Source organism: bacterium, from assembly GCA_021372615.1.
In the GTDB taxonomy this organism is placed as follows: domain Bacteria; phylum Armatimonadota; class Zipacnadia; order Zipacnadales; family UBA11051; genus JAJFUB01.
Window position 1 is genome coordinate 11,670 of record JAJFUB010000113.1, and the last position, 13,701, is coordinate 25,370.

The window sequence follows — 13,701 nt, forward strand, 5'->3', positions numbered from 1 at the left end:
GCATTAGGGACGGCAACGGAGACGTCGCGCGCCCACCTGCCCTCTCCCCCACACTCCCGCTCGCTACAGCTCGGCCCACGCGCGTAGGAAGGTGCGCTTGGTGTGGGCCAGGATCAGTGCGGTGCTCTCGGACCCGACCGGCTTGACCTCGAAGGTGAACACCATCTTGTCCGTCGGCACTTCGTTCTCGAAGACGCCGGCGTAGATCAGGGTGTTCAGGTACTCCTTCAGTTCCTCGACGCCATTGGAGCCGCCGGGGAAGTCGAAGCGCGGGTGCATGTCCCCGTAGGCTTCCAGGCCCTCGGTGGCGACGGCGTTGCCGGCGTGCAGGTGGATGATATACGGCGCCAGGATGCTGACGAGGTCGTGCACGTCCTCATGGAGGATCGGCACATGGGACAGGTCTGCGGTGATACCGAAGTTGCTGACTTCGGCGCGCACGCGCTCGGCCAACTCGGCGGTGATGGCACTCGAGCCGATGAGGCATTTCTTGTCCACGCTGTGGTCGAACTGCTCGACGGACAGCCACACCGGCTCGCCGCCGTCGGCCTTCTCCTGGGCGTAGCGGCACAGCTCGACGCAGGAGGCGACCATGGCGTCCAGCATCCGCTTGTTGTCGTCTTCGTTGTCCGAGCCGGGCCCGGACAGACAGGCGCAGATACGGGCGCCCATCTCGTAGGAGGCGTCAATCGAGCGCTTGACCTCGTCCACGGCCGCCTGTCGGCCGGCGGAGTCGAGGTCGTTGAGGCTCAGCTTGCCCCCCAGTAGCAGTGGCTGGGCGCCGACGCCGATCTTCGTCCCCGACTGCTCGGCGATGGCACGGATCTGGGCGTGCGCGCCGGGGAAGTCGCTACGCCGCACCTCCATCACGTCAAAGAACTCATCACTCGCCAACTCGGTGACAGTGCTGATGAGCTGCTCCGCATCGCTATTGGCCGTGGGCCAGGCCATGAAATGCACCAGGCCCAGACTCATGGATTGCCGCCAGGTTTCCGTCATGTGAACTACACTCCTTATAAGAGGGTGGTATTGGGCTTTGGGAAGCAGCGCTGGGCGAACGCGCTGTCAGCCGTCCCTTCCCCGCCGGGCGGAGGATACCCTCCCTCAACGGCGAAACTAATCCCCGCTGTTCCAAATCACGAGTCTGCAGAGCCCCCACCCCCCATGCCTACACCAGACATCATCTCCATCGGCAGCGCCACCCAGGACGTGTTCGTGTCCAGCGACCAGACGCATCTCGTCCGCATCCAGCACTACGAGAACGAAGAGGCCTACCTGGCCTACGACTACGGCGCGAAGGTGGCCGTGGACCACTTGTTCATCTCCACCGGTGGCGGCGCCGTCAACACGGCCATCGCCTTCGCGAAGCTGGGCCTCAGCGCCGCCGCCGTGTCCGAGCTGGGCCAGGACGACGCCGGGAACATGATCGAGCGGACGCTCCGCGAGCACGGCGTGGACACCAGCATGCTGGTGCGCAACCCCGAGCGTGCCACGGGCTACTCCGTGATCCTCACCGGGCCGACCGGGGACCGCACGGTGCTCGTCCACCGGGGAGCCGGTTCGTGCCTGTCACATGACGACATCAACTGGGAACGTGTGCGCGAGGCCAGGTGGATCTACCTGAGTTCCCTCAGCGGCGACGCGGCCGCGCTGTGGCATGATGTGGCCCGTTGCGCGGTCGAGGCCGGCGCCAGGCTGGCCATCAACCCCGGCAGCCGCCAGATTGACGAGGGCCTCGACGGCCTCGGCGACGTACTCGCCGCCGCCGAGGTGGTCTTCGTCAACAAGGGTGAAGCCTACCGCTTCACGGGCACGGAAGAGCAGCGGGATGATGCTGACGAGCGGGCTGCCGCCGAGGCTCTCCACCGCGCCGGCTGCCGCACGGTGGTCATGACCATGGGCGGCGACGGCGCCCGGGGCTTCGACGGCGACGCCCACCACTTCGCGCCGGCGTCCAAGGTCAAGGTCGTCTCCAACCTCGGCGCCGGCGATGCCTTCGCTGCTGCCTGCCTGGCGGCCCTGGACCATGGCCTGTCGCTGGGCGAGGCCCTCAAGGCCGGGACGATCAACGCCGGCTCCGTCGTGACCTCCATGGGCGCGACGACCGCGCTGCTCGATTGGACCACGATCCAGAGCAACCTGGCCCAGTCAGGATAGCGAGGCGGCCATGCAGCCCGTAGACCTGCTCCTCACCGGGGGCCACGTCCTCAACGTCTTCAGCGGCGCCGTCGAGGCGCTCGATGTCGCGATCGCCGGCGGGCGCGTCGTCGGCTTCGGCGACTATGCCGCCCGCGAACGCCTGGATGTGTCCGGACGCACCCTCCTCCCTGGCTTCTGCGAGGGCCATATCCACCTGGAGAGCACGATGCTGGCCTCGGCCGCGTTCGCGCGCGCGGTGGCCGAGCGCGGCACGACCACGGTCGTCGCCGATCCCCACGAGATCGCCAACGTCGCCGGGCTGGACGGCGTGCGCTACCTCTCCCAGGCCGCCCCGGCCGACTGGCTCGACCTGCGCCTCATGGCCCCCAGTTGCGTTCCCGCGACCCCCTTCGAGACGGCCGGCGCGGAGATCGGCCCGGACGGGATCGCCGAGATGCTGACCTGGCCGCAGGTGCTGGGCCTCGGGGAGATGATGAACTTCCCGGGCGTCATCGGCGGCGACCCGCAGGTCATCGCGAAGCTACAGGCCGCCTGGGGCCGGCCCCTTGACGGCCACGCGCCGGGTGTGACCGGACAGGACCTGATGGCGTACCTGGCCGCCGGCCCGGAGTCGGACCACGAGGCCGTGACACTGGCCGAGGGCGAGGAGAAGCTGCGGCTGGGCATGTGGCTGATGATCCGCGAGGGCTCGGCTTCGCGCAACCTGGAGGCACTGGCGCCCCTGCTGCGCTCGGGGCTGCGCCATCGCTGCCTGCTGGTGAGTGACGACCTGGAGCCGGGCGACCTGCTGGAGCGCGGGCATCTGGACCACCTGCTCCGCCGGGCCGTGGCCCTCGGCACGGACCCCCTGGATGCCGTTCGGGCCGTCACCATCAATGTTGCACAACGCTTCGGCCTGGCTCGCGTCGGAGCCATCGCCCCTGGCTATGCCGCCGACATCGTCGCTGTGGACGGGCTGGAACGCTTCGAGGTCACCACCGTCCTGCGGCGCGGCACGGTGCTGAAGCATGGTGGGCGCTGGCTGGCGGGTGATGCCGCCCCCCTGTCGGCCAGTGCGGCGGTGCGCGACAGTGTGCGTCTCACCCTCCCCACCGCCGAGCAACTGGCGGTCCGTGCGCCCGGTGACGGAACGGCCTTGGTGCGGGTGATCGTGGCGCAGGAGGGTCTGATCGTGACGGAATCGGCGGAGGCGCAGTTGCCCGTGCGCGACGGCTGCGTACAGGCCGACCCCTCCCAGGATGTCCTGAAGCTCGCGGTCATCGAACGCCATGGTCGCAACGGCAACATCGGGCTGGGGTTCGTCCGGGGCTTCGGGCTGCACGAGGGGGCGCTGGCGACGACGGTGGCGCACGATTCGCACAATCTGCTCCTCGCCGGGGCGGACGATCAGTCCCTGGCGACGGCCGCCGCGGCGATCAAGCGCCTGGGAGGGGGGCAGGTCGTGGCCCGGGGGGAGCGCGTGCTGGCGGAGCTGCCCCTGCCGCTGGCCGGGCTGATGAGCGATCTTCCGGCAGCCGACGTGGTGCGGCGGTCGCAAGCGTTGCAGCAGGCGGCCGCGCAACTGGGCTGCCGACTGTCGCGTCCGTTCATGACGCTGTCGTTCCTGGCGCTGCCTGTCATCCCGCACCTCAAGCTGACCGACGGCGGGCTCTTCGACGTGGACCATTTCCGCTTCACGAGCCTCACACCGTAGGGCTGTCCCGGGCTTCTGCCGGCCGTGCAGCGGGCCCGCCACTGGCCCTGCAGCGGCATTGCGCCCCTACCCAGCGGTCGCGGCTTGTGCTATACTCTGGTGTTCGTCGCAACCCCATTGTTGCTTCGGAACCCCCGGCGCACCGATAACCGGACCCTTGCAGGAGGCATCTGCCCGCCGTGCGATCATCTAGTCTGGCTCCTCTCTGCTGTCTTGCCGCCATCTGCCTGACACCACTGCTCGCCCGGGCGGCCGATCCGTCGGCCCCCACCGGTCAGCAGACGATCACGCTCAAGATCGCGAACCTGCCGACTCGCGACCGGGCCGTGACCCCGGATGCCAAGGCCACGCTGGCCATCGCTGATGCCTTCCTGGCCAAGCACCCCAATGTCCGCCTCGTGCCCTTCGAGGGCCTTGTCATCGAGGGCATGTCCTCCATGGACTCCGGCCCGCTGATGGCCATGGCCGGCGGCATCGCCCCCGAAGTGCTGTATGTGAACTTCCGCCTGTCGGAGACCTACATCTCCCAGGGCTTCCTCTATCCGCTCGACAAGTATGTGGACCAGTGGCTCAAGGAGGAGCCGGAGGTTAAGGCCTCGGAGATGATCCCCCAGCAAGTCTGGGATGTCATGCAGCGCAAGGGCCCCAACACCAACCAGCCGGAGCTGGGGCGCGACGGCAAGGAGCACATCTGGGCCGCGCCCTATGGCGTGGTCGTCATGGCCCTGATGTACCGCAAGGACCTCTACAAGAAGGCCGGTCTGGACCCCAACCACGCCCCACAGGACTGGGATGAGCTGTACGACTTCGCCCTGCGCACCACCTGGCCCGAGCAGGGCATCTGGGGCCTGGGCATGTACACCAAGCAGGATGCGGCCTGGAACTTCATGAGCCTGCTGTGGTCTGCCGGGTCGGATGCGGTCGTGCAGGACCAGAATGGAGACTGGCGGGCCGCCTACGACGACGAGGGCGCCGTCAAGGCCACCAAGTTCTACTGGCAGATCCGGCGCGGGCTGTGGACGACCTGCGACCTGTGCGAGCGGCGGGGGAACCGCACGCCGGTGGTCTTCTGGGGCAAGGACAGCGCCAAGTGCCCGGTATGCGGCAAGACCATCACCACCGAGGAAGCCAAGGCCAACAAGAAGCTCTATGAGGGCGTCGTGGACGGCGACCCGGCCGCCAGCCGCGGCTGGGCACGCGGCAAGATCTCCATGATGTTCCAGTACCTGCGCGACTCCTTCATCTCCGACGTGAACCCCAACCAGGTCGGCATCTCCCCCGTTCCCAAGGGCCCCGACGGCCACCGCGGCAGCGAGATCAATGCCACGATGATGGGCATCAACGCTACCATCAAGGACCCGAAGATCCGCGACCTGGCCTGGGAGTATATCCGCTTCTTCGCCTCCATGGAGGCGCGCAAGATCCGCACCAGGACTTTCGTCGAGGCGGGCTTCGCCAAGTATATCCAGCCCAAGTGGCTGACCATGTTCGGCTACAGCGAGTACCTGCGCGATGTGCCCAAGGGCTGGGCCGAGACCCTCGATGTGGCCATCCATGACAGCCGCCCCGAGCCGTTCGGCAAGAACTGCCAGCTCATCTACCGCGAGATGCAGTACCCCCTCGATGAGGCCATCGCCGAGGACAACCCGGACATCCCGACGATCCTCAAGAAGAACGTCGAGGCCACGAACATCAAGCTGATGGGGCGCATCCCGCCGGCGATCAAGCACAAGCGGGACATCATCACGACCATCGCTGTCATCCTCATGGCGGCTGCCTTCATCCTGCTGATGCGGGCCAGCCTGGGGCACTACTCGCGGCAGATCTCCGAGACCAAGTCCGGCGCGCACACCCAGACCGTGGGCGGCCACAAGCGCAAGAAGTTCATCTACGCCTGGATCGTCATGGCCCCCGCCCTGGCCTCGATCGCGTTGTGGCAATACTACCCGCTGGTGGTCGGTTCGGCGATGGCCTTCCAGGACTACAAGATCCTGCTCGGGTCGCACCTGGTGGGGATCAGCAACTTCAGCCAGGCGTTCTTTGACGTGGACTTCTGGCTGACGATGCTGCGGACCGTGCAGTATGCAGGCCTGGCGCTCATCCTGGGCTTCGGCGCCCCGATTGTGCTGGCGCTGCTGCTGCACGAAGTGCCCAAGGGCAAGATGTTCTACCGCGTCATCTTCTACCTGCCGGCCGTCACCGTCGGCGTCGTCATCTACATGCTGTGGAAGCAGTTCTACGACCCGAGCCCGCAGGGGATGCTCAACCAGGTGCTGGGCTTCATGCACATCGCGCCGCAGAAGTTCCTGCAGGACGCCTCCCACCCGCTCAACTGGGTGGGGCTGCCCGCCATCGCCATGATCTCGGTCATCCTGCCGCAGATCTGGGCGGGCGTCGGTCCCGGCTGCATCATCTACCTGGCCGCCCTGCAGTCCATCCCCGAGGACATCTACGAGGCGGCGGACCTGGACGGCTGCGGCTTCTGGGGCAAGTTCTGGCGCATCACGATCCCCTATCTGAAGGCCCTCATCATCATCAACTTCGTGGGCGCCTTCATCGGGGCGTTCCGGGCCTTTGAGCCCATCTTCATCATGACCGCCGGCGGCCCGGCCAAGCAGACCACTGTGCTGGGCCTGGAAATCTGGTTCAACGCCTACGTGTACCTCAAGTACGGCTTCGCGGTCTCGATGGCGTGGGTGCTGGGGTCGCTCCTGATCGGCTTCACGGTCATGCAGTTGCGCATCCTGTCGCGGTTGCAGTTCCGCACCGCCCAGGCGAAGTAGTTGGGAGTTGGGAGCTCGCGGTCGGTGACCGCTCGTACAGTGTGCGTGGGTGCGGTTGTCGTCTCGTCCTGATGTGCGCCGTGTAGGAGCGGTCACCGACCGCGACCATGCCGTGCCGTTTCTCTGATCTCGACCAACACAGTCGGAGCCAGTTCATGCCACATATCGCTCGCGTGGGCCGCCGTGCCCTCCATACCCGTCTGCTGATCCTGTCCATCTACGTGGCCCTGTCGCTGGGTGGCGTCACTATGGTGGTGCCCTTCTGGCTGATGCTCAGCACCTCGGTGACGAGCAACGTCGACTCGCACGACTACACCCTGGTGCCCAAGTACCTCGTGGATGATGAGGCCCTCTACCAGAAGTACACTGAGAGCGCCTACAACGAGGACTCCAAGCTCTACAACTACGCCAATGCGGGCCAGGACATCGGTGACTTCCGCGATGTCAAGAAGCCGGCGCAGGTCAACGAGCAACTTGTGAAGGACTACGACGGGTGGAAGGCGAGCCTGCCCCAGGACTTCACCATCACCCTCCACGGCTACTCGGTCACCAAGCCCAAGATCAGCCTCATGGGCGCCCACCTGTACCAGAAGTTCCTGGCCGGGCGATACCATAACAGCATCCAGGAACTGAACCGGGCATACCGTGACGAGCGTGAGTATTTCGATCTGCAGGTCCCCAACGAGCAGTGGTACCTCCGCGTCTACCAGCCGATCCGCGACAACCGCTTCAGCGAGTTCATGGAGTTCAAGCGCGGCCTGCCCAGTTGGTACATCGCCCCGGCCCCGGTCGAGGGCACTTACGTCGAGTTCATCACCAACAAGTATGACGCCAAGGCCGAGACCTTCGCCAAGCGCTATGGCGACCCCACCATCAAGTCTCTGACGGACCTGACGCTCCCGGCCCGGATGCCCAAGAACGCCGCCTTTGCCGAAGACTGGGTGGACTACCTGCGCAAGGACGTGCCGTTCCACTTCGTCAAGATTGACCCGGCTGCCGCGGGGGCCTGGCACGCCTACCTGCGCAAGGCCTACTACAACAAACCGGACCTGTACAACAAGGTCCACAAGGATGACGAGGGCGTCAAGCCCATCGCCGACCTGGCCCAGGTGCCGCTGCCGGACAAGTGCCCCACCACTCTGGCCGGGGTTGCGGACTGGCGTGGCTTCATTGAGAAGGACACGGCCGAGGGCGGGGTAGACCCCAAGTATGTCTCCATGGACACGCCCCAGATCCGCTACCGTGAGTGGCTGCGCAGCAAGTTCGGTGACATCGCCAAGATGAACGCGGCCTACGGCACCAGCTACACCAGTTTCGACCGCGTCCAGATCCCCTCGCGCGAGGCGGACTGGAACTACATGATGGTCAACAAGAAGCTGGTGCGGCACGACTTCCTGGTGCGCAACTACCGCGACGTCGGGGCCTACATCGCCGTCCACGGCCGCGCCCTGTGGGTCACGCTGATCCTGGTGTGCTCCACCGTCGTGCTGACCCTCACGGTCAACCCGCTGGCCGCCTACGCCCTGTCGCGGTTCAACCTGCCCTCGACCTACAAGATCCTGCTCTTCTGCCTGGCGACGATGGCCTTCCCGGGTGAAGTGACGGCCATCCCCAACTTCCTGCTGATGAAGAAGCTCCACCTGCTCAACAGCCTCTGGGCGCTGATCCTCCCGGGCATGGCGGGTGGCTTTGCCATCTTCCTACTCAAGGGGTTCTTCGACAGCCTCCCGCAGGAGCTGTATGAGGCGGCGGAGATTGACGGGGCCAACGAGTTCCAGATGTTCACCAAGATCTGCCTGCCGATGTCCACGCCGGTGCTGGCGGTCATCGGTCTGGGCGCCTTCACAGGCGCCTATGGCTCGTTCATGTGGGCCTTCGTGGTCTGTCCGGACAAGAACTGGTGGACGCTGATGGTGTGGCTGCAACAGATGCAGTCGTGGGCGCCCCAGTCCATGATCTTTGCCGCACTGGTGCTGGCGGCCATCCCCACCTTGCTGGTGTTCATTCTTGCGCAAAACGTGATAATGAGAGGCGTGATCATCCCCACCGAGAAGTGATAAGAGCGCTCAATGTTGGCTTGGTGACAGCCGATAGGTTCTGCCGAGGGCAGAACTGCCACAACACCTGGTCAGGCCGTTGGCCGCGTACGCGGCCCGTGGTGCGACCGCTGGAGACCCTGCCCCTCCTCCCGAAAGGAGATGTGCTCCATGTTGAGGCGTTCAGGCTTCACGCTCATTGAGTTGCTGGTGGTGATCGCGATCATTGCGATCCTGGCGGCGATCCTCTTCCCGGTCTTCGCCAAAGCCCGGGAGAAGGCCCGCCAGGCGAGCTGCCTGTCCAATGTCAAGCAGTTCAACGTGGCGATTCTCAGCTACGCACAGGACTATGACGAGACGCTGCCGATGAGCACGACGCTCACCGGCAGTGGGGCCATGACGCTAGCGGACATGGTGCAGCCGTACTGCAAGAACCAGCAGATCATCTTCTGCCCCAGCGACAGGACCGGGGCCGTGGAGATTGCCAACGTCTTCGACTTCTTCGGCGTGCCGCAGATAGTGGGCGGGATCGCCCGCATGAGCTACACCTGCAACTACCTGTGTCTGGTGTCGCTCGTGGACAACCCGACGCTGACCGTGGTGTCGCTGGGCGAGGTGCAGTACCCGGCCGAGTGCCCGATGGTCTACGACGGCATCTGGAACACGAGCATGTTGCCCGGCCCGGCCTACCCGCAGAACCGCCACAATCAGGGCGTCAACCTCGGGTACGTGGACGGGCACGCCAAGTGGGTCGGCAACAAGCCCGACTACACGTTCTTCTTCCGCGACCCGAGGACCTGAGGGCTCGCGGGCAGGTGTGACAGAGTGAAGTAGAGGGGCGGACTGGCGCCCCACAGACTACGGGCTGCCCACACCGGGCAGCCCGTGAGGCATTGCTGCCTGGGACAGTGATCTTGGTGCGTCCGGCTCATCTACAGATTGACCTCTCCGCGATCCGACATAACCTGGGTGAGGTACGCCGGATCGTCGGCCCCGACGTCGCCATCATCGCCGTGGTGAAAGCCGATGCCTACGGCCATGGCGCCCTCCGGGTCAGCCGCGTGGCGCTGGAGAGCGGGGCGGCGATGCTTGCGGTGGCCCTCCTGGAGGAGGGCGTCCAGCTCCGCGCCGCCGGCCTCCTGGCGCCGATCCTCGTCATGGGCGCGATGCTCCCCGAGCAGGCGGAAGACCTCGTCGCGTGGAACCTGACTCCCAGTGTCATGGGCGTGGAACTGGCCACGGCGCTGTCGGAGGCGGCCGTGGCGGCCGGCGTGGAGCGTGCCTGCCATCTGAAGGTGGACACAGGCATGTGCCGGCTGGGCGTGCGGTGCGACACCCTGGCAGAGGTGCTGCCGCAGCTCGCAGCCCTGCCCGGCCTGCGCTGGGAAGGCATCTTCTCGCACCTGGCCGACCCGACCGACAATGCCGAGGCCACCGACAAGCAGATCGCCCGCTTCGCCGCGGCCGTGAGCCAGGCCCAAGGCGTCCTGGGGCCTCTGCCCTATCGCCACCTGTCCGGCAGCGGCGGCATCTGCCTGCATCCGGGCGGCATCTTCACAGCCGTCCGCCCCGGTGAGATGATGTACGGGCTCGTCGCCGGCGTGCCCGAGACGCTGCAGCGCGGCCTGCGCGAGGCCATGTCGCTCCACACGCGCGTGGCCTTCCTCAAGGCGGTGCGGGCAGGCGAGCGGGCCAGCTACGGCGGCACCTGGGAGGCGCCACGTGACACGACGCTGGCAGTGGTGCCCATCGGCTACGCCGATGGCTACCCGCGCTCGCTCAGCGGTGTTGCGGAGGTGCTGATCGGCGGGCGGCGTCGGCCTCTGGTCGGGCGGGTGTGCATGGACTGCGCCCTGGCCGACGTCGGGCCTGAACCCGACTGCGCGGTCGGCGACGAAGTCGTCGTGTTCGGGCGCCAGGGCGAGGCGGAGGTTCGCATCTCCGAGATCAGCGCCCTGGGTCGGACGATCAATCAGGAGATCGTGGCGCGCATGGGCGCGCGCCTTCCCCGCGTCTACCTGGATGCGTAGGGCGTGGGAGCGGTCACCGACCGCGACGGTCGCGGTCGGTGACCGCTCCCACACCCTACGTCGACCAACGAGGCTAACATGGATTCCGTCATCGTGAGGGCCCCGGCGACCACCGCCAACCTGGGCCCCGGCTTCGATAGCCTGGGCCTGGCGCTCGACCTGCATAACGAGATCGAGCTGGCGCTGGCCGACGAGACCACCGTGGAGATCGAGGGCGAGGGCGCTGACAGCCTGCCCCGCGATGCCTCGCACCTGGTCCTGCACAGCGCCGGGGTCCTGGCGCAGGAGACTGGCGTACCCGTCCCGGGCTGGCGACTGCGACAGCGCAATGCCATTCCCCTGGCCCGCGGGCTGGGCAGCAGTTCTGCGGCCATCGTGGCCGGCCTCGTGGCCGCCAACGGGCTCCTGGAGCTGGGGTTGTCGCGCGAGGACTTGCTGGAGACGGCGGCGAAGATCGAGGGGCACCCGGACAACGTCGCCCCGGCGCTGTATGGCGGGTTGACGGTCTGCTGCCTGAGCGAGCGCCTGTGCTGCCTGCCCCTGCCCCCTCCGGCGCTGAAGGTCGTCGTGGCCATCCCGGACTTCGAGGTCAGCACCGAGGCCGCGCGTAAGGTCATGCCCAAGCAGATCCCGCACGGCGATGCCGTGCACAATGTGGCGCACGTGGCGATGACGTTGGCCGCCTTCCTCGACGGCCGCTATGAGTTCCTGGCCTGCGGGATGCAGGACCGTCTGCACGAGCCGTACCGCGCGCACCTGGTGCCGGGCTTCGAGCGCGTGCGCGAGGCGGCGCTGTGCTCCGGTGCCTACGCGGTGTGCCTCAGCGGCTCCGGCCCGACCATGGCAGCCTTCGCCGATCACTATGAGAGCGACATTGCCGCCGTGATGTGCCAGACGTTCCTGGAAGCCGGCGTACAGGCGAAGGCACTGATCCTCAAGCCCACCGACGCCGGCGCGCACGTCGTCAGTGGTTAGGCACCACCACGCCAACATGAGGTCGGGTGTGGGAGCGGTCACCGACCGCGACCATGCCGGTAATGTGAGGCCGGTGGGAGCGGTCACCCACCGCGATCGGTCGCGGTCGGTGACCGCTCCTACACCCGCTGCCAGACTCTAGTACCTGGGATGTGATTCGATGTCCGAGATCAGTTGTCAGGCCATTGCCGAGAAGATCGAGAGCTACCGCGACGAGGCGCTGCGGTGGCTCATGGAGACGATCCCGTTCCGCAGCGTCCAGGGCTTCGAGCAGGAGCAGCAGGCCTACTGGAAGGACCTGTTGGGCAGCCTGGGGCTTCCGGCCGAGTACCGCGAAATCCCCGACAGCATCATGGACGACCCCGACTACTGCCACAATGAGGAAGAGCGCAGCTACGAGGGTCGGTACAACCTGCTAAGCGTGCAGAAGGGCAGCGGCAACGGGCGCAGCCTCATTATCCAGAGTCACTCCGATGTCGTCCCCGCCGATGACTGGGACGGCTTCACCCCCAAGTGGGATGGAGAGTACGTCTGGGGCCGTGGGGCCACGGACTGCAAGGGCTGCCAGATCTCCGGCCTCCTGGCCCTGCGCGCACTCAAGGAGCTGGGCTACCAGCCCGCCGGCGACATCGAGCTGCAGCTCGTCATCGAGGAGGAGCCCGGCGGCAACGGCGCGCTGGCGCTGATCCGCCAGGGCTGCAAGGCCGACGCCTGTGTCGTCATCGAGGCCTCCGACCTCAACGTCTTTCCGGCCAACCGGGGAGCGGTGTGGTTCACCGCCAAGACTACCGGCATCTCGACCCACATGGGCCGCCGCCACGAGGGCGTCAACGCCATCGAGAAGATGATGGAAGCCATCCGGTGGATGCTCGTGTACGAGAACGAGCTGATCGCCGAGAGCCGCGGCAACCCGCTGTTCGACCGCTATGAGAACCCGGTGCAGATCTGCATCGGCATGATCCACAGCGGCCAGTGGCCCTCCAAGGTGCCCGATGAGTGCGTCCTGGAAGGTGGCGTGGGCTTCCTGCCGAACAAGAGCATTGCCCAGGTGCGCGCCGAACTCCAAGCCGCGGTCATGCGCAGCGACGATGAGTGGCTCAAGACGCACTTCGAGCTGTCGTACCCGAAGCTGAAGAAGGACGCGTACGAGATTGACCCGAAGCACCCGTTCGTGACGACGCTGCACGGCGCCATCACCGAATGTGGCCGGTCGAGTGACGTCTACGGCTGGAACGTCTCGTGCGATGCCGCCCTGTACGCCAAGATGGCGGGCATTCCGACGGTCGTCTTCGGCCCCTCGGACATTCGCGAGGCCCACGGCCGCGACGAGAAGGTCAAGTTCCAGGACGTGCTGGACGCAGCCAAGGGCCTGGCCCTGGCCATCCCGAGGTGGTGCGGCTAGACCGAACACGCGTTGGCCGGAGGTGCGCGCATGAGGTGCCCCGTACTCGCAGTGTTGGGATGCGTACTGCTACTCCTGGTGCTCAGCGCCGGCGCTTGCCTGGCCCAGGAGCAAGGCGAGGAGGCTGAGGGGGGCGTCTCGCCCTGGCACGACGGCGTGCACTACCTCGGCCTCGTCGGGGGTGGCCTGGCCGTCCTGGCGTTCCTGGGCGGGCTGGTCGTCTTCCTGGGCTTCGAGGCGCGCGGCAAGCGCTGGAACGACCCGGTGCGGCACAAGCTGCGCGCGCTGCACATCGTCCTGGGCGCCTCGGGCGCGCTGCTGTCGCTGGCGCACCATGTCGGCCGGCTCGTGCAGAACCACGAGTTGGCCTTCGAGACGAGCCCGCCCTTCCTGTGCGGCTACGGCTTCGCCTTGCTGCTCCTCTCCGGCGCCCTGCGCATGTGGACGCCGAAGGCCTGGCGCAAGGCCTGGCGCGTGTTCCCGTGGCTGCACCGGATCGGCTTTGTGGTCGCGTTGATCTACCTGTTCCGCCACGCGCGTTACCAGTGGCTGCAGTTCGAGGGCCGCCCGCACTAGCGCGTCGGCTGCTCACCAACAACCGAGATACTCAGGACCTCAGGGA

The 13,701-nt window shown here is 66.6% G+C and carries 10 protein-coding genes; 9 read left to right on the forward strand and 1 reads right to left on the reverse strand.

Annotation, left to right across the window (positions count from 1 at the left end; translation table 11 throughout):
* Positions 1-63: 63 nt before the first annotated feature.
* A complete protein-coding gene (locus tag LLH23_16810; protein MCE5240124.1) occupies positions 64-999 on the reverse strand; it encodes a sugar phosphate isomerase/epimerase in 936 nt (311 codons plus the stop codon).
* A gap of 165 nt (positions 1,000-1,164) precedes the next feature.
* Here LLH23_16810 and LLH23_16815 point away from each other — a divergent pair, with 165 nt between their 5' ends.
* From LLH23_16815 to LLH23_16855, 9 genes are all read left to right on the forward strand, one after another.
* Positions 1,165-2,157: a carbohydrate kinase family protein gene (locus LLH23_16815; protein MCE5240125.1), complete on the forward strand. Its 993-nt coding sequence runs from the start codon at positions 1,165-1,167 to the stop codon at positions 2,155-2,157.
* Positions 2,158-2,167: 10 nt separating this feature from the next.
* Positions 2,168-3,853, forward strand: coding sequence for an adenine deaminase (gene ade / locus LLH23_16820; protein MCE5240126.1), 1,686 nt, complete (start codon positions 2,168-2,170; stop codon positions 3,851-3,853).
* Between the two features lie 179 nt (positions 3,854-4,032).
* On the forward strand, positions 4,033-6,636 hold the full coding sequence (locus LLH23_16825; protein ID MCE5240127.1) for an extracellular solute-binding protein: 2,604 nt from the start codon (positions 4,033-4,035) through the stop codon (positions 6,634-6,636).
* Positions 6,637-6,791: 155 nt separating this feature from the next.
* Positions 6,792-8,693 (forward strand): ABC transporter permease subunit, encoded by a 1,902-nt coding sequence (locus LLH23_16830; GenBank protein ID MCE5240128.1) that lies wholly within the window; start codon positions 6,792-6,794, stop codon positions 8,691-8,693.
* A gap of 150 nt (positions 8,694-8,843) precedes the next feature.
* Complete coding sequence (locus LLH23_16835; protein ID MCE5240129.1) at positions 8,844-9,473, forward strand: DUF1559 domain-containing protein; 630 nt, start codon at positions 8,844-8,846, stop codon at positions 9,471-9,473.
* A gap of 116 nt (positions 9,474-9,589) precedes the next feature.
* Entirely contained in the window at positions 9,590-10,702 is a 1,113-nt protein-coding gene (alr, locus tag LLH23_16840) for an alanine racemase (protein ID MCE5240130.1), read from the forward strand.
* Positions 10,703-10,780: 78 nt separating this feature from the next.
* Positions 10,781-11,677 (forward strand): homoserine kinase, encoded by an 897-nt coding sequence (gene thrB, locus LLH23_16845; GenBank protein ID MCE5240131.1) that lies wholly within the window; start codon positions 10,781-10,783, stop codon positions 11,675-11,677.
* A 160-nt stretch (positions 11,678-11,837) separates the two neighbouring features.
* Complete coding sequence (locus LLH23_16850) at positions 11,838-13,079, forward strand: M20/M25/M40 family metallo-hydrolase (protein MCE5240132.1); 1,242 nt, start codon at positions 11,838-11,840, stop codon at positions 13,077-13,079.
* A gap of 30 nt (positions 13,080-13,109) precedes the next feature.
* Positions 13,110-13,655, forward strand: coding sequence for a hypothetical protein (locus LLH23_16855; protein MCE5240133.1), 546 nt, complete (start codon positions 13,110-13,112; stop codon positions 13,653-13,655).
* Positions 13,656-13,701: the final 46 nt, after the last annotated feature.

Coding starts and splice junctions, on each gene's coding strand:
- LLH23_16855 (MCE5240133.1), top strand. CDS start 13,110: ATGAGGTGCCCCGTACTCGCAGTGTTGGGATGCGTACTGCTACTCCTG.
- thrB (MCE5240131.1), top strand. CDS start 10,781: ATGGATTCCGTCATCGTGAGGGCCCCGGCGACCACCGCCAACCTGGGC.
- LLH23_16815 (MCE5240125.1), top strand. CDS start 1,165: ATGCCTACACCAGACATCATCTCCATCGGCAGCGCCACCCAGGACGTG.
- LLH23_16835 (MCE5240129.1), top strand. CDS start 8,844: ATGTTGAGGCGTTCAGGCTTCACGCTCATTGAGTTGCTGGTGGTGATC.
- ade (MCE5240126.1), top strand. CDS start 2,168: ATGCAGCCCGTAGACCTGCTCCTCACCGGGGGCCACGTCCTCAACGTC.
- LLH23_16850 (MCE5240132.1), top strand. CDS start 11,838: ATGTCCGAGATCAGTTGTCAGGCCATTGCCGAGAAGATCGAGAGCTAC.
- LLH23_16810 (MCE5240124.1), bottom strand. CDS start 999: ATGACGGAAACCTGGCGGCAATCCATGAGTCTGGGCCTGGTGCATTTC.
- LLH23_16830 (MCE5240128.1), top strand. CDS start 6,792: ATGCCACATATCGCTCGCGTGGGCCGCCGTGCCCTCCATACCCGTCTG.